The sequence below is a fragment of the Flavimobilis marinus genome (assembly GCF_900113055.1).
Lineage (GTDB): Bacteria > Actinomycetota > Actinomycetes > Actinomycetales > Cellulomonadaceae > Flavimobilis > Flavimobilis marinus.
Genome location: NZ_FONZ01000001.1, coordinates 506,565 through 530,851 on the forward strand (window position 1 = coordinate 506,565; position 24,287 = coordinate 530,851).

The following is a 24,287-nucleotide window of genomic DNA, read 5'->3' on the forward strand; positions in this document are numbered from 1 at the left end:
CGATCAACAGAAGATCGCAGAAATTTCTGCTCCGGATCCCGGGGTGCGGGGGTTGTGCAGGGCGCAACGTGGAGGTCAGGCAGCAACGACGCCGCTCGACACACACCCTGGAGGACACCGTGAGCACCATCACCGAGACGCCTGGCAGCACCACCGAGGACCGCGGGACCGCACGTCCCGGGGACCAGCGCCAGACGGCGGCCGAGCTCGCCCAGCAGTGGGCGAACGACCCCCGCTGGGAGGGCATCCGTCGCGACTACACCGCCGAGGACGTGGTCGCCCTGCGCGGCTCGGTCCGGGAGGACCCCACCCTGGCCCGTCGCGGCGCCGAGAAGCTCTGGGACCTCATCCACAGCGAGGAGTGGGTGCCCGCCCTCGGCGCCCTGACCGGCAACCAGGCCGTGCAGCAGGTGCGCGCCGGCCTCAAGGCCATCTACCTGTCCGGCTGGCAGGTCGCCGCCGACGCCAACCTCTCGGGCCAGACGTACCCCGATCAGTCGCTGTACCCCGCGAACTCGGTGCCCGCCGTCGTGCGTCGCATCAACAACGCGCTGCTGCGTGCGGACCAGATCGAGACCGCCGAGCACGGCCAGCCGCAGCGGGACTGGGTCGCCCCGATCGTCGCCGACGCCGAGGCCGGGTTCGGTGGCCCGCTCAACGCCTACGAGCTGATGATGTCGATGATCCAGTCCGGCGCCGCCGGGGTGCACTGGGAGGACCAGCTGGCCTCGGAGAAGAAGTGCGGCCACCTCGGCGGCAAGGTGCTCGTGCCGACCGCCCAGCACATCCGCACCCTCAACGCCGCGCGCCTCGCCGCGGACGTCTCGGGGGCCTCGACCCTGGTCATCGCCCGGACCGACTCGCTCGCCGCCGACCTCATCACCTCGGACGCCGACCCGCGCGACCACGAGTTCCTCACCGGGGACCGCACCGTCGAGGGCTTCTACCGGACCCGGCCCGGGGAGGAGGCCACGATCGCCCGCGGCCTCGCGTACGCCCCCTACGCGGACATGATCTGGGTCGAGAGCGGGGAGCCGGACCTCGGGCTCGCGCGCCGGTTCGCCGAGCGTATCCACGCCGAGCACCCGGGCAAGAAGCTCGCCTACAACTGCTCGCCGTCGTTCAACTGGAAGAAGCACCTCGACGACGCCCAGATCGCGACGTTCCAGCGGGAGCTCGCCAGCTACGGCTACGCCTTCCAGTTCATCACCCTCGCCGGGTTCCACTCGCTGAACCACTCGATGTACAACCTCGCCCGCGGCTACAGCGCGAGCGGCATGACCGCGTACGTCGAGCTGCAGGAGGCCGAGTTCGCCTCCGAGGCCGACGGCTACACCGCCACGCGCCACCAGCGCGAGGTCGGCACCGGCTACTTCGACCGGGTCGCCACCGCCCTCAACCCGACCAGCGCCACCCTCGCGCTCGCGGGTTCGACGGAGACCGCGCAGTTCCACTGAGCCTCGCCCCCAGCGCACCCACCGAACGGAGAGCACGATGACCACCTCAGCCCTCACCACGCCTCGCCCGTCGACCACGCGGCCCGCGCCCGGCACGATGCAGATCGTCGGACCCATGGGCGACCGCTACGCGGAGATCCTCACGCCCGCCGCGCTCGAGTTCCTCGGCCAGCTGCACGAGCGCTTCGTCGGCCGGCGGCACGAGATCCTCGTCGAGCGCCAGCGCTCGCGGCAGATGATCGAGGACGGGATCGATCCCGACTTCCTCGCCGAGACCGCGCACGTCCGCGAGGACGCGTCGTGGCGCGTGGCGGGGGCGGCCCCCGGGCTGTCCCGTCGGCACGTCGAGATCACCGGGCCCACGGACCCGAAGATGGCGATCAACGCGCTCAACTCGGGCGCCGACGTCTGGCTGGCCGACCAGGAGGACGCGACGAGCCCGACCTGGGAGAACGTCGTCGGCGGCCAGCTCGCGCTGCGCGACGCGATCCGCGGGCGGCTCGCGTTCACCTCGCCCGAGGGCAAGACCTACGCCCTCGCGCACACGGACCTTCGGGCCATGCCGACGATCGTCATGCGGCCGCGCGGCTGGCACCTGATCGAGAAGCACCTGCGCTTCGTCGACCGCGCCGGTCAGACTACGTCGGCGTCGGCGAGCCTGGTGGACTTCGGGCTGTACTTCTTCCACAACGCGGACGAGCTGATCACGCGCGGCCGCGGCCCGTACTTCTACCTGCCCAAGCTCGAGGGGCGGCGCGAGGCGCGCCTGTGGGACGACATCTTCACCTTTGCGCAGGAGCGGCTCGGCATCCCGCACGGCACCGTCCGCGCCACCGTGCTGATCGAGACGCTGCCCGCGGCGTTCGAGATGGAGGAGATCCTCTACGAGCTGCGCGACCACTGCGCGGGCTTGAACGCGGGCCGGTGGGACTACCTGTTCTCGATCATCAAGAGCTTCCGCTGCCGCGGCGAGTACTTCGTGCTCCCTGACCGCAGCCGCGTCTCGATGACCGTGCCGTTCATGCGGGCGTACACGGAGCTGCTCGTCGCGACGTGCCACAAGCGCGGGGCGCACGCGATCGGCGGGATGTCCGCGTTCATCCCGGACCGCCGCAACCCGGAGGTGACCGCGAAGGCCGAGGAGCAGGTGCGGGCGGACAAGCGGCGTGAGGCGACCGACGGGTTCGACGGCACCTGGGTCGCGCACCCCGACCTGATCCCGTTCGCCCGGGAGGAGTTCGAGGCGGTGCTGGGGGAGCGCGACAACCAGCTCGACCGCCTGCGCGACGACGTGCACGTCGAGGCCGCCGACCTCCTCGACATCCGCTCGGCGTCGGCGACGGGCGCCACGGTCTCCGCGGCTGGCCTGCGGACGAATGTGTCCGTCGGGGTGCGCTACCTCGAGTCCTGGCTCCGGGGCGTGGGCGCCGCCGCGATCGACCACCTGATGGAGGACGCGGCCACCGCCGAGATCTCCCGGTCGCAGGTGTGGCAGTGGATCCACAACGGCACCCGGACCGAGGGGGGCGTCCCCATCACGGCCGAGCGCGTGGAGGCGTTGCTCGCGCAGATCGTCGACGACTTCCCGCGGACGCCGGGCAACCGGATCGCCGACGCCGCCGACATCTTCCGCCAGGTCACGCTCGGCGAGGAGTTCCCGACGTTCCTGACCATCTCGGCGTACTCCCAGCACCTCGTGCGTGGCACGGCGCCGTCGGCCCCGACGCCGTCCTGAGGGCGAGCGGGCGTCACGCCCGCGACCCTGCCGACGCCCTCCGTCCCGCTCCGACCCCTGGAGCGGGGCGGGGGCGTTCTGGCATTGTCGCCGCAGCCCGATAGCCTAGGGCCGTGAGCAACGAGATCGAGATCGGCCGTGGCAAGCGCGGACGCCGCGCATACTCCTTCGACGACGTCGCGGTCGTCCCGTCCCGCCGCACGCGGGACCCCGAGGACGTGTCCGTGGGGTGGCAGATCGACGCGTACCACTTCGAGGTGCCGATCATGGCGGCCCCGATGGACTCGGTGATGAGCCCGGCCACCGCCGTCGCGCTCGGACGCCTCGGCGGGCTCGGAGTCCTCGACCTCGAGGGCCTCTGGACGCGCTACGAGGACCCGCAGCCGCTGCTCGACGAGATCGCCGGCCTCGACCCCGAGGCCGCGACCGCCCGCATGCAGGAGATCTACGCCGCTCCGATCAAGGCCGAGCTCATCCGGGCACGCCTCAAGGAGATCCGTGACGCCGGCGTCACGGTCGCGGGGTCGCTGAGCCCCCAGCGCACGCAGGAGTTCTCCGCCGACGTCGTCGCCGCGGGGGTCGACCTCTTCATCATCCGCGGCACCACGGTCTCTGCCGAGCACGTCTCGAGCAACGCCGAGCCGCTGAACCTCAAGCGCTTCATCTACGAGCTCGACGTCCCGGTGATCGTGGGCGGGGCGTCGACGTACACCGCGGCGCTGCACCTCATGCGGACCGGCGCGGCCGGGGTCCTGGTCGGGTTCGGCGGGGGCGCGGCGCACACGACGCGCACCTCGCTGGGTATCCACGCGCCGATGGCCACGGCCGTCGCGGACGTCGCGGCCGCGCGCCGGGACTACCTCGACGAGTCCGGCGGGCGCTACGTCCACGTGATCGCCGACGGCGGCGTCGGGCGTTCCGGCGACCTCGTCAAGGCGATCGCCGTGGGCGCCGACGCCGTCATGGTCGGTGCCGCGCTGGCCCGCGCCGAGGAGGCGCCGGGCCGCGGCTGGCACTGGGGCTCCGAGGCGCACCACCCGCAGCTGCCGCGCGGCGAGCGCGTGCGGGTCGGCTCTGCCGGCACCCTCGAGGAGATCCTCTTCGGCCCGGGGCGCCAGGCCGACGGCACGCTGAACCTCGTCGGTGCGCTGCGCCGCGCGATGGCGACCACCGGGTACTCCGACCTCAAGGAGTTCCAGCGCGTCGAGGTCGTCGTCTCGCCCTACCAGCCGTTCTGATCGGCGTGAGCGAGCGCGTCCCCGACGTCGAGATCGGGCCGGCGACCCAGGCTGACGGAACCGCCGTGGTCGCGCTCTGGCGGGCGGCCGGGCTGACCCGGCCGTGGAACGACCCCGACCGTGACTTCGCGGACGCGCTCGTGACCGCCACCTCCACGGTGCTCGTGGCACGTGGGCCGGGCGGCATCGACGGCACCGCCGCCGGGGACGACCCGGCCGTCGTCGGCTCCGTGATGGCGGGCTTCGACGGGCACCGGGGCTGGCTGTACTACCTGGCCGTGGCGCCCGAAGCGCGCGGGCAAGGGCTGGGGCGCGAGCTCGTCGTCGCCGCCGAGGCCTGGCTCGCCGGCCAGGGCGCACCCAAGGTGCAGCTCATGGTGCGCCGCGAGAACGCCGACGTGCAGGCCTTCTATGCCGCGCTCGGCTACGAAGACGCCGACTGCGTGGTGCTCGGCCGCCGGTTCTGAGACCCTGCCGTCGTCGAGGTGCCCGCCCGCGCGCTCGACGAGTCAGAGAGGCGGGTCCCCGCTCCGACAGCGCCTCCTGCCTGACTCGGGGCCGGGTTGTCGGAGTCGGCGTGCGTGGGAGGACGGGCGCCAGTTGTGGCCTCGTCGTGCTCTGCCTGTGTGTGGGTCTGGGTGGGGCGAGGTGGGACGCCGTGCTCGCCCTGGGTGTGCACAGCCCGCAGCCCGTGTCAGAGGTGGCGTCGTAGGGTCGGGGCATGGCCAACGACGACGACGCTCTCGAGATGCTCCTGAGCGACCCTGAGACCGACCCGCGCGCCACGTACGTGCTCGAGCCCGACGACGTCGCGCACCTCGTGGCGCGGGTCGTCGCCGCCACGGGTGCGCCGGGCCACACCGCGCACTCGCCGTTGACGGGCGCACCCCTCGCCGCGGTGCCCCGGTCCGCTGCGCAGGACGCGGCGCGCGCCGCCGGCCTCGCGCGCGCCGCGCAGCGCGACTGGGCCCGCGTGGCGCCGGCCCAGCGCGCTCGGGTCCTGCTGGCGCTACACGACCTCGTGCTGGCCGAGCAGTCGGACATCCTCGACCTCATCCAGCTCGAGTCCGGCAAGGCGCGCGCCTCGGCGTTCGAGGAGGTGGCCGACGTCGCCCAGGTCAGCCGGCACTACGGCCTGCGCGGCCCCGGGTACCTGCGCCAGCGGCGCGTGCCCGGGATGCTGCCGGTGCTCACCCAGGCCCGGGTCCACCACCGGCCCATCGGCGTCGTCGGCGTGATCGCGCCGTGGAACTACCCGCTCACCCTCGCGCTCGCCGACGTGCTGCCAGCGCTCCTCGCGGGCAACGGCGTCGTGCTCAAGCCCGACGAGCAGACGGCGCTGAGCGCGCTGTGGGCCGCGGACGCGCTCGAGCGCGCGGGGCTGCCTGCAGGGCTGCTCCAGGTCGTGGTCGGTGGCGCGGAGGTGGGTTCGGCCGTGGTGGACGCCGTCGACCACATCGTGTTCACCGGGTCGACCGCGACCGGGCGGATCATCGCGCGCCAGGCAGGGGAGCGGCTCATCGGCGCGACGCTCGAGCTCGGCGGCAAGAATTCCATGTACGTCGCGGCCGACGCCGACGTGGAGGCGGCCGCAGCCGGAGCCGTGCGGGCGTGCTTCTCCAACTCCGGTCAGCTGTGCATGTCGATCGAGCGGCTGGTCGTGCACGCCGACGTCGCCGACGCGTTCCTGCCGGCGTTCGTGGCGCGCGTGCGCGCGATGCGCCTCGGCGGGGACCTCGACTACTCGGCCGACATGGGCTCGCTCGTGTCCGCCGCCCAGCTCGAGCGCGTGGCCGCACACGTCGACGACGCGGTCGCGCGCGGGGCACGTGTGCTGACCGGCGGAGTGCACCGGTCGGACGTCGGTGAGCTGTTCTACGCACCGACCGTCCTCGCGGACGTCCCGGCGGACGCGGTCTGCGCCCGCGAGGAGACCTTCGGCCCGGTCGTGTCGGTCACCGTAGTCCCGGACGACGACGCCGCGATCGTCGCGATGAACGACACCGAGTACGGACTGAACGCCTCGGTGTGGAGCGGGTCCGCGGCCCATGGCCGTGCGCTCGCTGCTCGCGTCGAGGCCGGCACCGTGAACGTCAACGACGGCTACGCCGCAGCGTGGGGCTCGGTGGCCGCACCGCTCGGCGGCTGGAAGGCGTCGGGCCTCGGGCGTCGCCACGGCCGCGAAGGGCTGCTCGGGCTGACCGAGGCCCAGACCGTCGTCGTGCAGCGCGGTGGCCGACACGTCTCCCTCGACGCGCTCTTCACCCTGCCCGAGGGCAAGGGGCAGGCGCTACTGTCGACGGGTCTGCGTGCGCTCAAGGCACTCCGCCTCCCGTGAACGGCCCGAGGCCCGTCCCCTCGGGGACGGGCCTCGAGATGACGCGCCTCGAGCGGACGGGCCTCGACGCGCGCGTCAGACCTCGGCGGGGTCCTCGTCGACCAGCGCGATGCACTGACGAGCGATCGCCAGCTCCTCGTTGGTCGGGACCACCATGACGAGCGTCGAGGTCCAGTCGGGGGAGATGATCCTCGGCTCCTTCACCCGGCCCTCGTTGCGCACCGGGTCGACCGCGATGCCCAGGCTCTCGAGCCCGGCGGCCGTGAGCGCGCGCACGATGTCGTCGTTCTCCCCGACGCCCGCCGTGAACGTGATGACGTCGACGCGACCGAGGATCGCGTGGTACGCGCCGATGTACTTCTTCAGGCGGTGGATGTAGACGTCCAGGGCGAGCTTGGCGCCCTCGTCGCCCTGCTCGATCAGCTCGTGCAGCGCGCGGAAGTCGTTCTCCCCGCTCAGGCCCTTGAGGCCGGACTTCTTGTTCAGCAGGTCGTCGATCTCGTCGATGCTCATGCCCGCGTTGCGGTGCAGGTGGAACACGACCGCGGGGTCGATGTCACCGGTGCGGGTGCCCATGACCAGGCCCTCCAGGGGCGTCATGCCCATGGACGTCTCGATCGCCTTGCCGCCGCGCACGGCCGACGCCGACGCGCCGTTGCCGAGGTGCAGGATGATCTGGTTGAGGTCCTCCAGGCGGCGCCCGAGCACGCGCGAGACCTTGCCGGCGACGTACTGGTGGCTGGTGCCGTGGAAGCCGTAGCGCCGGACCCCGTGCTCGCGCGCCACCTCGGCGTTCAGCGCGTACGTGTACGCCGCCTCGGGGAGCGTCTGGAAGAACGCCGTGTCGAAGATCGCCACGTGCGGGACGTCGGGCAGCAGCGCGCGCCCGACCTCGATGCCCGCGACGTGACCCGGGTTGTGCAGGGGGGCGAGCGGGATCAGGTCGCGGATCTTGCCCAGGACGTCGTCGTCGATCAGCACGGGTCCCGAGAAGTACGACCCACCCTGCACGACGCGGTGGCCGACCGCGACGATGTTGGACTGCTCGAGGTCGGGGCCCTGCGTCTGGAACATGCCGAGCACCTCGCGGAGGGCAGCCCCGTGGTCCGGCACGACGGGGCGCGCGGTCGTCGTGTTGCCCGCGAACTTGTGCGTGACGATCCCTTCGCCCTCGCCGATGCGCTCGACCAGCCCAGAGGCGATCGCCTCACCACCGATGGGGTTCACCAGCTGGTACTTGACGGACGAGGAGCCCGAGTTGATGACCAGGACGCTGCCGTGCGCGCCGTTCGCGCTGTACGCGGAGAGACGGTCGCCGGGGGTGGGATTCATCATGCCTGGGGTGCTCCTTGCTCGGTGGTGGCTGCCGCGAGGAGCGCGGCATTCGCCTGTGCCTGGATGGCGGTGATCGCGACCGTGTTGACGATGTCCTGGACGAGTGCGCCGCGGGAGAGGTCGTTGACTGGCTTGCGCAGGCCCTGGAGGACGGGTCCGACCGCGATCGCTCCGGCCGAGCGCTGCACGGCCTTGTAGGTGTTGTTGCCGGTGTTGAGGTCCGGGAAGATGAACACGGTAGCCCGGCCCGCGACGGCGGAGTCGGGAAGCTTGGTCTTCGCGACCGACGCGTCGACCGCGGCGTCGTACTGGATGGGACCCTCGACCGAGAGGTCCGGGCGCCGCTCCCGCACGAGCTCGGTGGCCTGACGCACCTTCTCGACGTCCGGGCCGGAGCCCGACTCGCCGGTCGAGTACGACAGCATCGCGATGCGGGGCTCGATGCCGAACTGGGCCGCCGTCGCGGCCGAGGAGATCGCGATGTCCGCGAGCTGCTCGGCGCTCGGGTCCGGGTTCACCGCTGCGTCGCCGTAGACGAGCACGCGGTCCTCGAGGCACATGAGGAACACCGACGACACGACGGAGACGTCCGGGAGCGTCTTGATGATCTCGAACGACGGCTTGATGGTGTGCGCCGTGGTGTGCGCGGCGCCCGAGACCATGCCGTCCGCGAGCCCGAGCTGGACCATCATCGTGCCGAAGTAGGACACCGACCGGACGATCTCCCGCGCGCGCTCCACGGTCATGCCCTTGTGCGCGCGCATCTCGGTGTACTTCTCCGCGAACTGCTCGAGCATCTCGCCGGCCGTCGGATCGACGATCCGCGCCCCCGAGATGTCCAGACCGAGCTCGGTCGCCCGCCCGCGGATCTCGCGCTCGTCGCCGAGGATCGTGAGCTGGGCGACCTGCCGCTGCAGCAGCGTCGAGGCGGCGCGCAGGATGCGGTCGTCGCTGCCCTCGGGCAGCACGATGTGCTTGCGGTCCGCCCGCGCCCGGTCCAGCAGCTCGTACTCGAACATGAGCGGCGTGACGACCTCGGGCCGTGCGACCGCGAGGCGCGTGAGCAGGACCTCCGTGTCGACGTGCTGCTCGAAGAGCGCCAGCGCGGTATCGATCTTGCGCTGGGAGTCGGTCGAGACCCGGCCCCGGGCGCGCGAGGCCATGCTCGCGCTCCGGTACGTGCCCAGGTCCGTCTCGATGATTGGCAGGCTGGGGTCGAGACCCTCGACCAGGCGGGTCACCGAGTCCGGCGGAGAGAACCCGCCGTTGAGGATGATGCCGGCGAGCGACGGGAAGCCGTTCGCCGCATGGGCGGTGAGGAGCCCGAGCAGGATGTCGGCGCGGTCACCCGGGGTGATGACGACGGCGCCGTCGGTGAGCCGGTCCAGCAGGTGCTCGATCGACATGGCGCCGACGAGCACGTCGCGGACCTCGCGTCCCAGCAGGTCGTCGTCGCCGAGCATCAGGCGGCCCTCGACGGCCTCCATGAGCTGGCGCACGGTCGGGGCCATGAGGAACGGGTCCTCGGGCATGGCCCACGCGGGCACCTGCGTGCTGAGGGCCTCGCGGACCTCGTCGAGCCGGTCGGGGTCGCACCGGTTGGCGATCACGGCCATGATCTGGGCGTGGTTGGTGGTGAGCTCGCCCACCGAGACCTCGGAGATCTGCCGGATCTCCTCCGGGGAGCGGCCGTTGCCGGACACGACGAGCATCACGGGGGCGCCGAGGTTCGCGGCGATGCGGGCGTTGTACGCCAGCTCGGTGGGGCCGGCGACGTCGGTGTAGTCCGTGCCGACGATCACGACGACGTCGCAGAGCTTCTGCACCTCGTGGTAGCGCGTGACGATGGTCGAGAGCGCGGCCTCGGGGTCGGCGTGCACGGCGTCGTACGTGACCCCGACGCACTTGTCGTAGTCGAGGTCGACGCCGTCGTGCGCGAGCAGCAGCTCGAGGACGTAGTCAGGGGCCTCCGTCGACCGTGCGACCGGGCGGAAGACCCCGACGCGCTGGACCCGGCGGGTCAGCACGTCGACCAGGCCGAGCGCCACCGTCGACTTGCCCGTCTCGCCCTCGGGCGAGGTGATGTAGACGTTGCGCGCTTGCGTGGTACTCACTCGTTGTCGCCTCCTGTTGATGCGGCCGCGTTGGTCTGCGGCCCGCTGGCTTCCGTGCCGGTCTCGCCAGCGTCAGGCCACACCCAGTCGCGGATCTCGGGGAGGTCCTCCCCGTACGTCCGTGTGTATTCTCTCGCGCGCAACCGCTCGTCCTGCATCCGCTGGCGCAGGCTCGCGTACCGCGACCCCAGGCCCGGCACCCGGTCGATGACGTCCATCACCAGGTGGAACCGGTCCAGGTCGTTGAGCATCACCATGTCGAAGGGCGTCGTCGTCGTGCCCTCCTCCTTGTAGCCGCGCACGTGGATGTTCGAGTGCCCCGCACGGCGGTACGTCAGCCGGTGGATGAGCCACGGGTAGCCGTGGTAGGCGAACACGACCGGGCGCGTCGTCGTGAAGAGCGTGTCGAAGTCGCGGTCGGACAGGCCGTGCGGGTGCTCGGTCGAGTCCTGCAGGCGCATGAGGTCGACGACGTTGACGACGCGGACCTTGAGGTCGGGGATGTGCCGGCGTAGCAGGTCGGCCGCGGCGAGCGTCTCGATGGTCGGCACGTCGCCCGCGCAGCCCAGGACGACGTCGGGGTCCTCGCCGGGGACCTCGGTCCCCGCCCAGTCCCAGATGCCGACGCCGCGCTCGCAGTGGGCGACGGCCTCGTCCATGGTGAGGAGGTTCGGGTTGGGCTGCTTGCCGGCGACGACGACGTTGACGTAGTTCCGGCTGCGCAAGCAGTGGTCGTACGTCGACAGCAGGGTGTTCGCGTCGAACGGCAGGTAGACGCGCACCACCTCCGCCTTCTTGTTGACGACGTGGTCGATGAACCCGGGGTCCTGGTGGCTGAAGCCGTTGTGGTCCTGGCGCCACACGTGGCTCGAGAGCAGGTAGTTGAGCGACGCGATCGGACGGCGCCACGGCAGCTCACGGGTGACCTTGAGCCACTTGGCGTGCTGGTTCACCATCGAGTCGACGATGTGGATGAAGGCCTCGTAGCAGTTGAACATGCCGTGGCGGCCGGTCAGCAGGTAGCCCTCGAGCCAGCCCTGGCACTGGTGCTCGGAGAGCATCTCCATGACGCGTCCCGCGCGGGCGAGGTGGTCGTCGATGTCGGTGTCGAGGAAGTCCGCGTTCCAGACCTTGTCCGTGGCGTCGAAGACCGCCTGGAGCCGGTTCGACGCGGTCTCGTCCGGGCCGAAGATCCGGAAGTTCGTCGGGTTCCGTCGGATGACCTCGGTCAGGTACTCGCCGAGGACGCGTGTGGCCTCGTTCACGGTCGCGCCGGGCGCGGGCACGTCCACGGCGAAGTCGCGGAAGTCCGGCAGCCGCAGGTCCTTCATCAGCAGGCCGCCGTTGGCGTGCGGGTTGGCGCTCATCCGCAGCTCGCCCGCGGGTGCGAGCGCTGCGACGTCGTCGACCAGGCGCCCGGCGTCGTCGAAGAGCTCGTGGGCGCGGTAGGACTCGAGCCAGCCGCGCAGGATGTCGAGGTGCTCGGGCGTGTCCCGGGCGCTCGCGAGCGGCACCTGGTGCGCGCGCCAGGAGTCCTCGGTGCGCTTGCCGTCGATCTGCGGGGGACACGTCCAGCCCTTGGGGGTGCGCAGAACGATCATCGGCCACATCGGGCGGCTCTCGTCGCCGTCCGCCGCCCGTGCCTTGATCTCGGCGATCTCGTCGAGCACGACGTCGAGGAGCTCGGCGAACCGCCGGTGCGCCGCGGCGTGGTCCTCGCCGTCGAACCCTCCCGTGAAGAAGTGCGGCTTGTGGCCGTACCCGACCATGAGGGCGCGCAGCTCGTCGTCGCTGATGCGGGCCAGCACGGTGGGGTTGGCGATCTTGTAACCGTTGAGGTGCAGGATCGGCAGCACCACGCCGTCCTTGGCGGGGTTGACGAACTTGTTCGAGTGCCACGACGTGGCGAGCGGACCGGTCTCGGCCTCGCCGTCGCCGACGACGGCCGCGACCAGGAGGTCCGGGTTGTCGAAGGCGGCGCCGTAGGCGTGGGAGAGGGCGTAGCCGAGCTCGCCGCCCTCGTGGATCGAGCCGGGCGTCTCCGGAGCGACGTGCGAGGGGATACCGCCGGGGAAGGAGAACTGCCGGAACAGGCGGCGCATGCCCTCGTCGTCCTGCGACACGTCGGGGTACACCTCGGAGTAGCGGCCCTCGAGGTAGGAGTTGGCGACCAGCCCCGGGCCGCCGTGGCCGGGCCCGGTGATGTACATGGTCGAGAGCTGGCGCTCGATGATCGCCCGGTTGAGGTGGGCGTACACGAAGTTGAGCCCGGGCGTGGTGCCCCAGTGCCCGAGCAGGCGGGGCTTGACGTGGTCGCGCGCCAGCTCGGTCCGCAGCATCGGGTTGTCGAGCAGGTAGATCTGTCCGACCGACAGGTAGTTGGCCGCGCGCCACCACGCATCGATGCGGGCGATCGTCGCGTCGTCCAGCGGCGCTCCCGGGCCGGTGGGCCATGTGGTCGGGCTCGTGGTGACGGTCATCGCGCTTCTCCTCGGTGAGGTAGGTGGTCGAGTCGGGTCCAACGCTCTCCATCCAATCGCATGGGGGGCCGGCCTGCAGCGGGCCGACGGTCCCGGTCCGGACTTCCGCGGAGCGTGACGCTGGCCACGTCGCCTCGGGTGGCGGAAGGCCGGCGGTCCGGGCGCCGGTAGCGTAGAGGCATGCCAGACACGTCGCCGTCCGTGGTCGAACGACCCTCGGCAGGTGCCTTCGCACGGACCGCCGTGCAGCCGCGGATGCTCGCCCTGCTGCTGGTCTTCCTGGTCGCGGCAGCGGTCTGCGCCCGGCTCGGCGTCTGGCAGCTGGAGCGTGCGTACGAGCGCGGCGAGCAGGCGGCCCGGCACGCCGTCGCCGAGCAGGGCGCCCCCGTGCGGCCGCTGGGTGAGCTCCTGGCGCCGCAGGAGACGTTTCGCGGCGAGCTCGTCGGGGTGCGCGGCGCGGTGACCGGTCGGTTCGAGGACGGACAGCTGTTCGTCGAGCAGCGGGTGCACGACGGCCGCACCGGCTACCTGGTCCTCGCCCCGCTGCGGGTGTCCGACGACGGCACGGGTGGTGCGTCGTGGGCCGGCCTGTCGGGGCCGCCGGTCCTCCCCGTGGTGCGCGGGTGGGTGCCTGAGCCGGGCGACTACCCGCTGCCGACGGGCGAGGTCGACGTCACGGGCTACCTCCAGGCGTCCGAGGCCGTGGCGGCAGGCATCGTCGGCGACGGCGTGACCGACTCGATCAGCTCGCCGCTGCTGGTGGGGCAGTGGGGCGGGCCGGTGTACTCCGGCTACCTCGTCCTGGCCGGTTCCGAGCCGACGCCCGACGCAGCGATCGCGCTGCTGGACCGGCCGTCGCTCCCGGACGAGGGCGTGAACCTGCAGAACCTCTTCTATGCGCTGCAGTGGTGGATCTTCGGCCTGTTCGCCGTCGGCCTGTGGGCGCGCATGGTGCTCGACGAGGCGCGCGGCGGCGCCGCGGACGGGTTCGAGGGCTGGGAGGCCCTGCAGCCGCCCGCGGCGTGAGCGCGGACTACTCCGACTGCCAGGAGTGCCAGAGCGCGGCGTAGTCGCCCTCGGCCGCCACGAGGTCCGCGTGCGGGCCGATCTCCACGATCCTGCCCGCGTCTACGACCGCGACGCGGTCGGCGTCGTGCGCCGTGTGCAGCCGGTGAGCGATCGCGACCACCGTGCGACCGGTGAGCACCGCGTTGAGGGACCGCTCGAGGTGGCGTGCCGCGCGCGGGTCCAGGAGCGAGGTGGCCTCGTCGAGGATCAGCGTGTGCGGGTCCAGGAGCACGAGGCGCGCCAGCGCGACCTGCTGCGCCTGGGCGGGCGTGAGCACGTGCCCGCCCGAGCCGACGACGGTCGCCATGCCGTCGTCCAGCCGGTCCACCCACGCGGCGTCGACCGCGGCGAGCGCGGCGTGCAGCTCGTCGTCGGACGCCTGGGGTGCCGCGAGGCGAAGGTTCTCGGCGATGGTGCCGACGAACACGTGGTGCTCCTGGGTGACCAGGGCGACGTGCCGGCGCAGGTCCTCGAGCGGCAGGTCGACGAGCGGGACCCCGCCGACGGTGACCCGGCCCGCGGTGGGCGGGTGCACGCCCGCGAGCATGCGGCCGAGCGTGGACTTCCCGGCGCCGGACGGACCGACGACGGCGAGCCGCTCGCCCGGGGTGAGATCGAGGTCGATCGCGTGGAGCACGGGCTGGCCCTCGCGGTAGGCGTACTCGACCCCGGTCGCGACGACGTGCTCGTCGGCGGGGGCGGCGTCGCTCGCGGTCCGGTCCGGGGCGACGTCGCCGACGCCGAAGATCCGGGCGAGCGACGTGGTCGCGACCTGGATCTCGTCGAGCCAGAAGATCAGCTCCCAGATCGGGCCGATCAGCTGGCGGCCGTACAGCACGATCGTGGTCACCGCGCCGATGCTCGCCTGGCCCTGGGAGATCAGGAAGGCCCCCCAGATGAGCGTGACGATCGGCGCGGCGACGAAGACCGCGTCCATGCCCGGGATGAGCACGGAGCGCAGGTGCAGGGTGGCGCTCTCGGCCGCGAACGCCTCGCGGAGGTCGGCCCGGACCTTGGCGCGGCGGCGCTGGCCGAGGCCGAGCGCGTCGACGGTGCGCGCGCCCTCCACGGACTCCGTGATGGTGCCGTTGAGCGTCGCGTACGCCGCGGACTCCCGCTGGTACGCCGGGGTCGCGCGCGCGAGGTACCAGCGGGCGATCGGGATGATCACGGGCACCCCGACGAGGGTGATCACCGCGACCTGCCACGAGACGAGGAAGGACGCGCCGAGGGTGAGCACGATCGAGACGACGGCGACGAGGATCCGGGGGACCCCGAACCGCACGGCGTACTGCACCCGGTCCACGTCGTTGGTGGTGCGTCCCACGAGGTCGCCGGTCCCGGCGCGCTCCACCGTCGACAGGGGCAGCCGCGTGACGGTCGCGAGGAAGTCCTCGCGCAGCTCGGCGAACATCGTCTCGCCGAAGATCCGCGAGCCTCGCTGCGCGAAGCGCACCAGGACGGCCTGGGTGACGACGGCCGCGAGCAGGAGCAGGACGACGTCGTCGACGTGCTCGACCGTCGTGCCCTCGGCGACCTCGTCGACCAGACGGCCGAGGAGGACAGGCCCGAGGAGGCCGGCGACCGCCCCGAGGGTGTGCAGGACGGTGACCCCGGCGAGCGCGCGTCGGTGCGAGCGCAGCAGCTGCCACGTGCGGGTCCGCACGGTCGCCGGTGCGGCGACGGGCAGGGTGGTGGCGCTCATCGGGCTCCCTCCGAGGTCAGGCTCGGTGCGGTGTCGTCACGGGTGTCGGTTCCGGCGTCGGCGGCGGTGTCGGCAGCGTCGTCCAGCTGGCGGCCGACGACGCGTCGGTAGTGGCGGGCGTCGTCGTCCGTGCGGGCCAGCACCTCGCGATGCGTACCGCAGGGCGTGGCTCGGCCGTCGCGCAGGAGCACGACCTCGTCGACCTGCTCGAGCACGAGCGGGCTCGCGGTGACCAGGAGCGTGGTGCGTCCGGCGCGCGCACGCACCAGGCGCTCGGCGATCCGGGCCTCGGTGTGGGCGTCGACCGCGCTCGTGGGCTCGATCAGCACGAGGATCTCCGCCTCGGTGAGCAGCGCGCGGGCGAGCGCGACGCGCTGGCGCTGCCCGCCGGACAGCGCACGGCCCTTCTCCGGCACCTCGCCGTCGAGCGCCCCGGGCGTGGAGTCCAGGACGTCCTGGGCGTCGGCGACCGCCAGCGCGGCCAGGATCTGCTCGTCCTGCGCGGTCGCGCGCACGTCGAGCTCGCCCCGCAGCGTCCCCGAGAACAGGTGGATGCTGGCCTCGGAGACGACGATCCGGCTCCTGAGCTGGTCCTTGTCTAGCTCGGAGAGGAGCGTGCCGCCCCAGCGCACCGGCGTGGCGGCCTCGGCGGCGTCGTCGAACCTGCCGAGCCGTGTGGCGAGCGCCGCGGAGGCGTCGGGGTCCTCGCACACCAGTGCCACCACCCTGCCGGGCGCGAGCACCAGGCCGGTCGACTCGTCGACGAGCTCGGTGCCCGTGGGCGGCAGGGGAGCGGTCGCGGCGCCCGCTCCGGCGGCCGGCACGACCTCGAGGACCTTGATGATCTTGCGCGAGGCGATGAGCGCGCGGGTGACGAACTGTAGGGTCTCGGTGACGTTCTGCAGAGGCCAGGTGAGGAAGGCCGCGTAGCCGTAGAACGTCACGAGCTCGCCGGGCGTGATGGTGCCCGCCACGGCCTGGCGCGCGCCGAGCCAGAGGATCAGGGCGATCAGCAGACCGGGCAGCAGCACCGTCAGACCGTCCAGCCAGGACTGCGTCGTGGCGACGCGCACCCCGGCGTGGCGCACGCGCTGCGACTGCGCGCGGTAGCGGTCGGTGAAGGCGTCCTCACCGCCGATGCCGCGCAGGATCCGCAGGCCGGAGACGGTGTCCGCGCCCAGCGTCGTCAGGCGGCCCTGCGTCTCGCGCTGCTCGCGCTGACGGCTCTGCAAGGGTTTGACGAGGAGCGCGAGCACGCCAGCGACGGCTGGCAGGCCGAGCGCGACGACGAGCCCGAGCTGCAGGGACATCGACAGCATGATGACGGCGACCGCGACGTACGCGACGACGCTGCCGAAGAATCGCGACGCGCTCGCGAAGATCTCGCCCATGCGCAGGGCGTCGGTCGCCACGGTCGCGACGACCTCCCCGGTGGGGAGCTCCTCGCTGATCGCGTCGCCGGACGCGGTGATCTTGTTCCCGACGAGCTCCGACGTCGAGAACGCCGCGCGCAGCCAGTTCTCCACGTCCAGGCGGTGGCCGTAGAGCGCGGAGACGATCTGCACGGCCGCGGCTGCGCCCATGAGGCCGGCATAGCCGAGCAGGGTGCGGTCGACCCCGGACTCGAGCCCGGAGTCGAGCGCGGCGCCGAGGGCGTACGGCACGACCGCCTGAGCGGCAAAGGTCGCGATGCCGGCGAGCACGGCGAGGGTCAGCACGCCCCACTGCTGCCGGGCCTGCCACCAGATGAACCGGGCGGGGGACGTGAGCACAGGGGTGCCGAGGTGTTCGAGGGGGAGGGGGCGCACGGGACTAGCATGGTCGACGGCACCGACACGGGACCACCCAATAACGCTGTGCCGGTCGACACCTCTCCTGCTCGCCACCGATCCGAGCCCCGACCCACCCGCTGGAGCGCCGCGTGACCACCATGGACCTGTCCACCCGGATCGCCCGGACGCGCGCGTCGCTCGCGCGCTACCGCGCGCTGGCGTGGGTCACGGGGGTGTTCCTGCTGGTCCTGTGCGTGGAGCTGCTGCTCAAGTACGTCGTCCGGGTCTCCGACGACGTCATGGGCTACGTCGCCTGGATCCCGTACGCGCACGGCTGGATCTACGTCGTCTACCTGGTCACGGTCGTCGACCTGTGGGCCAAGATGCGGTGGCGGCTCGGACGGCTCGTGACCATGGTGCTCGCCGGCGTCGTGCCCGTGATGTCGTTCGTCGTCGAGAAGCGGGTGCACGCCCAGGCCGAGGCTCTGCTCGACGGCGCTGCCCAGGCCGTGGGCACCGCCGAGGTCGCCCCCTCCTGAGGCGACTATCCTGGGGCGGTGACGTCCTCACCCACCCCTGGTCCCGTCCTCGTCGTCGACTTCGGCGCGCAGTACGCGCAGCTGATCGCCCGCAGGGTTCGTGAAGCCCGCGTCTACTCGGAGATCGTCCCGCACACGTGGACGACCGAGCAGATGCTCGCCAAGCGGCCCTCCGCCATCATCCTGTCCGGCGGCCCCGCGTCGGTGTACGCCGCCGGTGCCCCGTTCGTCGACCCCGCCCTGTTCGAGGCCGGCGTCCCCGTGCTGGGCATCTGCTACGGCTTCCAGGCCATGGCCAAGGCCCTCGGCGGAGAGGTCGCCCAGACCGGCGCGCGCGAGTACGGGGGGACGCAGGTCGAGGTCTGCCGGGCCGGTGCGCTGCTGCACGGTTCGCCCGAGCACCAGACCACGTGGATGAGCCACGGCGACGCCGTGCACGCCGCACCCGAGGGCTTCGAGGTCCTCGCGACGTCGGCCGGCTCGCCCGTCGCGGCTTTCGAGCACACCGAGCGTCGCCTGTACGGCGTCCAGTGGCACCCAGAGGTCAAGCACTCGCCGCTCGGGCAGGACGCCCTCGAGAACTTCCTCTACTCCGGCGCGGGCCTCGCGCCGGACTGGACGGCGGACAACGTCATCGCCGACCAGGTCGCGGCCATCCGCGCGCAGGTCGGCGACGCCCGCGTCATCTGCGGCCTCTCCGGCGGCGTCGACTCGTCGGTCGCGGCCGCGCTCGTGCAGCGCGCCGTCGGCGAGCAGCTCACCTGCGTGTTCGTCGACCACGGGCTGCTGCGCGAGGGCGAGGCCGAGCAGGTCGAGCAGGACTTCGTCGCGGCCACCGGCGTGCAGCTCAAGGTCGTGGACGCCCGGGAGCAGTTCCTCGACGCGCTCGCGGGCGTGAGCGACCCCGAGACCAAGCGCAAGATCATCGGCCGCGAGTTCATCCGCGTGTTCGAGGCCGCCGCGCGCGAGGTCGTCGAGGAGGCCGGCGAGCACGGCGAGGAGGTCAAGTTCCTCGTCCAGGGCACGCTGTACCCCGACGTCGTGGAGTCGGGCGGCGGCGAGGGTGCCGCGAACATCAAGAGCCACCACAACGTCGGCGGGCTCCCGGACGACCTGCAGTTCCAGCTCGTCGAGCCCTTGCGCACCCTGTTCAAGGACGAGGTCCGCGCCGTCGGGCTCGAGCTCGGCGTCCCGGAGGAGATCGTCTGGCGGCAGCCGTTCCCGGGCCCCGGGCTGGGCATCCGGATCGTCGGCGACGTGACGGCCGAGCGCCTCGAGACGCTCCGCAAGGCCGACGCGATCGCGCGCGCCGAGCTCACCAAGGCTGGGCTCGACCGCGAGATCTGGCAGTGCCCCGTGGTGCTCTTGGCGGACGTGCGTTCGGTCGGCGTGCAGGGCGACGGGCGCACCTACGGGCACCCGATCGTGCTGCGCCCCGTGTCCTCGGAGGACGCGATGACGGCGGACTGGACGCGCCTGCCCTACGACGTGCTCTCGATCATCTCGACGCGCATCACCAACGAGGTGGCGGACGTCAACCGGGTCGTCCTCGACGTGACGAGCAAGCCGCCGGGCACGATCGAGTGGGAGTAGGTCCCCCGGAGGCCCCCGCGCGCGTGTGACTGCCGTCACGCGGGCGCGGGGGCCTCTGCGGTTGCATGTGAGTCAAAGGTCCCGCGAGGAGGCCCTGCGGCGTCAGTACGTTGGTGACATCGCAAGACACGCTGACCGGCGCAACCGCTCCGGCCGAAGAGGGGAATTAGAAATGTCGAACACCAAGAAGCCAGTCGCCATCATCGGGATCGTCTCCATGATCGCGGGTCTCGTGCTCATCATCGCCGGTGGCGCTGTGTGGGGCATGATCACCGGTCAGCTCAAGGACGAGAACATCACGATCTCCGCGGACGCGGACATGCTCGCCGGCAAGAAGGTTGGCGGCCCGTTCACGGCCTACGCCCAGGCTGGCGTCATCAACAAGCACGCGCTCGCCGGCTCCGGCGGCCTGACCTACGCCGAGCTCGGTGACAAGGCCAAGGAGCTTGAGAAGGCCGGCGCCACCGAGGAAGAGGTCGCCGAGGTCAAGGCCCAGCGCACCTCGGTCATGAACGGCTCGTTCCTCCGCGCCTCGCTCTTCACCTCGGTCGTCGCCTACGGCGTCTCCGCCCTGGTGATGGGCCTGGGCCTCATGTTCATCCTCATCGGCTACTCGCTCAAGGTCCTCGCGAGCGCCCCGGCTACTGCCGCACCGGCCGCCGCTCGGGAGACCGTGAACGCCTGATCAACGCTGATCAACGAAGGAGCCGCATCCCCTCGGGGGTGCGGCTCCTTCGTTGTGCCCTTGCGCGGTGCCCGGTGCCCGGTGCCCGCAGCCGGCACGCGCGCCCCGCTTGCGCGGACAGAGCACACTCCTGATCGGGCAAGCCGAGCAGGAGTGTGCTCTCTCGGGGTGTCGGGGCAAGGGCTGGGGCAGAGGGGCAGGGTCAGCCGGGGAGGTCCGAGGAGCGACGGCGGCGGCGGGCCGCCGTGGCCAGGGACCCGAGGAGCAGCAGCAGCCCGGCGACACTGAGCCCCACGATCAGGGCCAGCTCCGCGTCGATCCGGTATCCCTGGGCGACGGCGAGGACCCCGGCGGCGACGGCGACGAGGATCAGCCCCCAGACGATCGTCGCGACCCGTGGCTCCCGGCGCTGGTCGGCGTCCTTCGCACCCCCAGAGCTGTGCTCGGTGCTGCCCGTGGCGCTGGTCGGGCTCCCGGTGTGCGCCGGGACTCCCATGGGGCTCGTGGCCTCCGGGGAACCGGAGCCGCCGGTCGACCCGGCGTAGGCGCCCGTGGTGCCGATCGGCTGGGTGCGGGGCTCCGTGCGGTCGCTCGGGTCCGGGTCCGGGTGCGGGGTGGTGCTCATGACTCCTCCTCGATGATGCGGATCTCGCCGGCGCCGCCCTGGAGGTCCAGGACGACGGTGGGGGTGGCGCCGGCCTCGACGTCCGCGCTCGCGAACGTGAGTCCCGGGTGCAGGACGCCGTCCTGGGTCTTGCGGACCTCGCCGTCGCTGTCGTGCACGGAGACCTTCCCGGCGAGGAGCGCGACGTCGGCCTCCCACGCCGTGCCCTCCGGCACGATCACCTCGAGCTCGCCTGCGCCGAACGACGCCGGGATCTCGACCGCGCCCGACCAGGCCGCCGGCAGCTCCCGCAGGTCGATCGTCCAGTTGCCGGCGCCCATGACGTAGCCGTCCTCGGCGCTGGAGACGTTGGCCGGTGTGAAGGTCGCGTCCCCGACACCGACGCGGGTCGCGTCGCCCCAGTCGAGGTCCACCTGCTGCAGGCCGGCCGTCGGCAGCGCGAACAGGCAGGCGATGACCGCCCAGAACGACAGGGACCCGCTGGTGCGCCCACGCAGCCCGGCGACGACGATGCCCACGCCGCACAGGCCGATGAACGCGGCGATCGCGGGCAGGGCGACGGGGCCGTCGTAGGCGCCGGTGCGGCTGAGACCGAGGAGCACCGCGGCCGTGAGGGCCGTGACGCCGAACACGGCACCGACCGTCGTGGCACCGGGTCCGCTGCGCGCCGGCACGACCACGGGCGGCGGCACCCAGGCGGGGCCGGGCGCGGCGGCCCAGGTCGGCCTGGTGGCTGCCGGCGGCGCCGTGTCCGACGTGGTGGCGGACGGGGTCGGGTAGATCGGCGGCGTGGGGTGGGTCGACGTCGTCGGGTAGCCGGACGTCGCGGCCCAGGCTCCGGCGCCGTCGGCGGCTGAGCCTGCTGCGGGGGTCCACCCCGGTGCGCCGGCGTTCTTCGCCCGCTGGTGGTCGCGGACGGCGACCCAGACGAGCCCGATGATCGCGACGTTCACCGCGATCCACACGAGCGCGTTGAACCAGGCCCCCTCGTTCCAGCCGAGCCAGTCCTGGCCGCCCCAGGTGATGCCGAGGACGAAGGCCAGTCCGGCACCGAGCACGGCGCCGTCGAACCGGCCCTGGAGGGTCTCCTCGGCGTGGATGCGCCCGTCCTTCTCCTCCGGCAGGAGGACCCAGGCGAGGGCGTAGACGACGAAGCCCGCGCCGGAGACCAGGAGCGTGAGTGCCAGGAGGCCGCGCACGACCGTGACGTCGATGCCGAGGCGGCGGGCGATGCCACCCGCGACGCCACCGAACCATCGGTCCTCGGTGCGGACGATGCCCTGGCGACGGATCGTCGCGAAGAACTGCTGCAGCCCGGGCGTCGCTGCGCCCTGAGGGCCGGGTGCACCCTGCGGGCCGGCTGCGCCCTGCGGTCCAGGGGCGCCCTGAGGATACGGTGCGCCGGTCTGGCCGGTCGCGGAGTCGTTCTCGTTCATGGCTCCAGCCTGCGCTCCCGACCATGCCGCCGACCATCAGGCATCCCCCTGATCCGACCCTGATCTGCGTCGGTGGCGCCCGGCCCGGGACGGGGGAGCGACCCTGACCCGACCCTGGTCATGGCGTGCGAGGGTGGTCGACAGGCCTCGGGACAGAGGAAGATCGATCCATGGCCTCCCCGACGCTCGCCCCGCCCGACCGGCTGCCGCTGCGCCGGCCCGAGAGCGGTCGCTGGGTCGGTGGCGTCGGGGCCGGGCTGGCCGTCCACCTCGACGTACCCGTGGCCGCGGTGCGCGCGGTGCTCGCGCTCCTGGCGCTCTCCGGCCCGGTCGGCCTCGCGCTCTACGTGTTCTGGTGGGTGTCGATCCCGTCCGGGGACGCGGCCGACGTCGCGCGCGACACCGCGCCTGCGGCTCGCAAGAAGCTCAGCCGTGGCCTCGTGGTCGAGCGGGCCCGGGCGCTGCCGCTGACCGACGTCGCGGTCGCCGTGCTGCTGCTCGCTGGCGCCGTGCTGCTGGTCGCCTCGCGGAACGGGATGCGCGTCGACGTGCGGTGGGTGCTGCCGGTGCTCGTCGTCCTCGCGGGCGTCGGCCTGGCCTGGAGCCAGCTCGACAAGGTGGAGCGCGGGCGCCTGCTGTCGGGCGGGCGCACGCCGGGCGGCCTGGTGCGCCTCGTGGCCGGCGTCGTGCTCGTGCTGGTCGGGGTGCTCCTGCTGGTCGGGCGGGGGGAGCCGGTGGGTGCGCTCGTGACGTCCGGCGCGGCGGCGGTCGCGGTGCTCGGCGGCGTGGCGATCGTGCTCGCTCCGTGGTGGCTGCGGCTCGGCGCCCAGCTGCGCTTCGAGCGCGAGGCGCGGGCGCGCGAGTCCGAGCGGGCCGACATCGCGGCGCACCTGCACGACTCCGTGCTGCAGACGCTCGCGCTGATCCGGCGCGGCTCGGGCGACGCGGACCAGGTCGCCCGGCTCGCGCGCGCGCAGGAGCGGGAGCTGCGCGAGTGGCTGTACAGCGACCGGCCCGTCGCCGGGACGTCGGTGGCGGCGGACCTGCGCGCGGTGGTCGCCGAGGTCGAGGACGGGCGCGCCGGGCGCGGGGGACCCGCCGTCGCCGTGGACACGGTCGTCGTGGGCGACTGCGCGCCGTCGGCCACCACGACCGCCCTGCTGCAGGCGACGCGCGAGGCCCTCGTGAACGCCGTGGCGCACGGGGCGCCGCCCGTCTCGCTGTACCTCGAGGTCGGGCAGGACAGCATCGACGTCTTCGTCCGCGACCGCGGCGACGGCTTCGACGTCGACGCGATCCCGACCGACCGCTTCGGTGTGCGAGAGTCGGTGCTCGGCCGCGTCCGCCGCCGCGGGGGCGAGGCGACGATCACGAGCAGCCCGGACCGAGGCACCGAGGTGCACCTGCGCGTCCCGCACGAGCCGAGCACGGAGAACGGAAGAGGCGCATGACCGAGCCAGCCACACCGCGCACGCCCCGCACGCCCGACGACGCGGCCGTCCCTGACCTGCCCGTCGACGTCGTCCTCGTGGACGACCACCTGATGTTCCGCGCGGGCGTGCGCGCCTCGCTCGACGAGCGCGTGCGGGTCGTCGCGGAGGCCGCGACGGTCGACGAGGCGGTCGAGGTGATCGGCGCGCACGTGCCGCGCGTCGTGCTGCTGGACGTCCACCTGCCCGGCGGCGCGGGGGGCGGCGGGGCCGAGGTCCTGACGCGCCTCGCGCACCTGCGCGGATCGACGACGTTCCTCGCCCTTTCGGTCTCCGACGCCGCGCAGGACGTCGTCGCCGTCATCCGCGCTGGCGCCCGCGGCTACGTGACGAAGGCGATCTCGGGCCCGGACCTGAGCGACGCCGTCGTCCGGGTGGCCGGGGGGGACGCGGTGTTCTCGCCGCGCCTCGCCGGGTTCGTCCTCGACGCCTTCGGCACCGCGCCCGCGGACCTCGCCGTGCACGACGACGAGCTCGACCGCCTCTCGGCGCGCGAGCAGGAGGTCATGCGGCTGATCGCCCGCGGGTTCTCCTACCGCGAGGTCGCCAGCGAGCTGTTCATCTCCATCAAGACCGTCGAGACTCACGTCTCCGCGGTGCTGCGCAAGCTCCAGCTGTCGTCTCGGCACGAGCTCACGCGCTGGGCGGCGGCGCGGCGCCTGCTCTGAGAGATCCGG

18 protein-coding genes are annotated in these 24,287 nt (G+C 72.6%); 11 read left to right on the top strand and 7 right to left on the bottom strand.

Annotation, left to right across the window (positions count from 1 at the left end):
* The first annotated feature begins 119 nt into the window (after window positions 1-119).
* The 5 genes from aceA (at window position 120) to BMZ30_RS02390 (ending at window position 6,768) form a co-directional block, all read left to right on the top strand.
* Window positions 120-1,457, top strand: coding sequence for an isocitrate lyase (gene aceA / locus BMZ30_RS02370; protein ID WP_373296805.1), 1,338 nt, complete (start codon window positions 120-122; stop codon window positions 1,455-1,457).
* 37 nt (window positions 1,458-1,494) lie between these two features.
* Window positions 1,495-3,192 carry a malate synthase A gene (aceB, locus tag BMZ30_RS02375; RefSeq protein WP_229828313.1) on the top strand — a complete coding sequence of 566 codons (1,698 nt, stop codon included), beginning with the start codon at window positions 1,495-1,497 and terminating at the stop codon, window positions 3,190-3,192.
* A 113-nt stretch (window positions 3,193-3,305) separates the two neighbouring features.
* Window positions 3,306-4,430 (top strand): GuaB3 family IMP dehydrogenase-related protein, encoded by a 1,125-nt coding sequence (locus BMZ30_RS02380; RefSeq protein ID WP_093374702.1) that lies wholly within the window; start codon window positions 3,306-3,308, stop codon window positions 4,428-4,430.
* 5 nt (window positions 4,431-4,435) lie between these two features.
* Complete coding sequence (locus BMZ30_RS02385; RefSeq protein ID WP_093374704.1) at window positions 4,436-4,897, top strand: GNAT family acetyltransferase; 462 nt, start codon at window positions 4,436-4,438, stop codon at window positions 4,895-4,897.
* 254 nt (window positions 4,898-5,151) lie between these two features.
* On the top strand, window positions 5,152-6,768 hold the full coding sequence (locus BMZ30_RS02390; protein WP_093374706.1) for a succinic semialdehyde dehydrogenase: 1,617 nt from the start codon (window positions 5,152-5,154) through the stop codon (window positions 6,766-6,768).
* A gap of 75 nt (window positions 6,769-6,843) precedes the next feature.
* Here the strand turns inward: BMZ30_RS02390 and BMZ30_RS02395 are convergent, their stop codons facing one another.
* The 3 genes from BMZ30_RS02395 to BMZ30_RS02405 are packed head-to-tail and all read right to left on the bottom strand — an operon-like array spanning window position 6,844 to window position 12,697.
* Window positions 6,844-8,100, bottom strand: a complete 1,257-nt coding sequence (locus BMZ30_RS02395) for an acetate kinase (RefSeq protein WP_093374708.1) — start codon at window positions 8,098-8,100, stop codon at window positions 6,844-6,846.
* Window positions 8,100-10,217, bottom strand: coding sequence for a phosphate acetyltransferase (gene pta / locus BMZ30_RS02400; RefSeq protein ID WP_093374710.1), 2,118 nt, complete (start codon window positions 10,215-10,217; stop codon window positions 8,100-8,102). The genes BMZ30_RS02395 and pta overlap by 1 nt, the downstream gene beginning before the upstream one ends.
* Complete coding sequence (locus tag BMZ30_RS02405) at window positions 10,214-12,697, bottom strand: phosphoketolase family protein (RefSeq protein ID WP_093374712.1); 2,484 nt, start codon at window positions 12,695-12,697, stop codon at window positions 10,214-10,216. The genes pta and BMZ30_RS02405 overlap by 4 nt, the downstream gene beginning before the upstream one ends.
* Before the next feature lie 180 nt (window positions 12,698-12,877).
* Between BMZ30_RS02405 and BMZ30_RS02410 the strand changes: the two genes are divergently transcribed.
* Window positions 12,878-13,723: an SURF1 family protein gene (locus BMZ30_RS02410; protein WP_093374714.1), complete on the top strand. Its 846-nt coding sequence runs from the start codon at window positions 12,878-12,880 to the stop codon at window positions 13,721-13,723.
* A 7-nt stretch (window positions 13,724-13,730) separates the two neighbouring features.
* Here BMZ30_RS02410 and BMZ30_RS02415 read toward each other — a convergent pair whose 3' ends face one another.
* Both BMZ30_RS02415 and BMZ30_RS02420 read right to left on the bottom strand, forming a co-directional pair.
* Window positions 13,731-15,470: an ABC transporter ATP-binding protein gene (locus BMZ30_RS02415; protein ID WP_093374716.1), complete on the bottom strand. Its 1,740-nt coding sequence runs from the start codon at window positions 15,468-15,470 to the stop codon at window positions 13,731-13,733.
* Window positions 15,467-17,278: an ABC transporter ATP-binding protein gene (locus BMZ30_RS02420; protein WP_093374718.1), complete on the bottom strand. Its 1,812-nt coding sequence runs from the start codon at window positions 17,276-17,278 to the stop codon at window positions 15,467-15,469. The genes BMZ30_RS02415 and BMZ30_RS02420 overlap by 4 nt, the downstream gene beginning before the upstream one ends.
* A 122-nt stretch (window positions 17,279-17,400) precedes the next feature.
* Between BMZ30_RS02420 and BMZ30_RS02425 the strand changes: the two genes are divergently transcribed.
* The 3 genes from BMZ30_RS02425 (at window position 17,401) to BMZ30_RS02435 (ending at window position 20,059) form a co-directional block, all read left to right on the top strand.
* Window positions 17,401-17,781 (top strand): DUF3817 domain-containing protein, encoded by a 381-nt coding sequence (locus BMZ30_RS02425; RefSeq protein ID WP_093375667.1) that lies wholly within the window; start codon window positions 17,401-17,403, stop codon window positions 17,779-17,781.
* Window positions 17,782-17,799: 18 nt separating this feature from the next.
* Complete coding sequence (gene guaA, locus BMZ30_RS02430) at window positions 17,800-19,374, top strand: glutamine-hydrolyzing GMP synthase (RefSeq protein ID WP_093374720.1); 1,575 nt, start codon at window positions 17,800-17,802, stop codon at window positions 19,372-19,374.
* 172 nt (window positions 19,375-19,546) lie between these two features.
* Window positions 19,547-20,059: a hypothetical protein gene (locus tag BMZ30_RS02435; protein ID WP_093374722.1), complete on the top strand. Its 513-nt coding sequence runs from the start codon at window positions 19,547-19,549 to the stop codon at window positions 20,057-20,059.
* 202 nt (window positions 20,060-20,261) lie between these two features.
* Here BMZ30_RS02435 and BMZ30_RS02440 read toward each other — a convergent pair whose 3' ends face one another.
* Window positions 20,262-20,684 (bottom strand): hypothetical protein, encoded by a 423-nt coding sequence (locus BMZ30_RS02440; protein ID WP_093374724.1) that lies wholly within the window; start codon window positions 20,682-20,684, stop codon window positions 20,262-20,264.
* Window positions 20,681-22,120 carry a PspC domain-containing protein gene (locus BMZ30_RS02445; protein ID WP_093374726.1) on the bottom strand — a complete coding sequence of 480 codons (1,440 nt, stop codon included), beginning with the start codon at window positions 22,118-22,120 and terminating at the stop codon, window positions 20,681-20,683. Before BMZ30_RS02445 ends, BMZ30_RS02440 begins: the two co-directional genes overlap by 4 nt.
* A 170-nt stretch (window positions 22,121-22,290) precedes the next feature.
* On the opposite strand from BMZ30_RS02445, the gene BMZ30_RS02450 reads away from it, so the two are divergent.
* A complete protein-coding gene (locus BMZ30_RS02450; RefSeq protein ID WP_093374728.1) occupies window positions 22,291-23,571 on the top strand; it encodes an ATP-binding protein in 1,281 nt (426 codons plus the stop codon).
* Window positions 23,568-24,278 carry a LuxR C-terminal-related transcriptional regulator gene (locus BMZ30_RS02455; protein ID WP_093374730.1) on the top strand — a complete coding sequence of 237 codons (711 nt, stop codon included), beginning with the start codon at window positions 23,568-23,570 and terminating at the stop codon, window positions 24,276-24,278. The genes BMZ30_RS02450 and BMZ30_RS02455 overlap by 4 nt, the downstream gene beginning before the upstream one ends.
* Window positions 24,279-24,287: the final 9 nt, after the last annotated feature.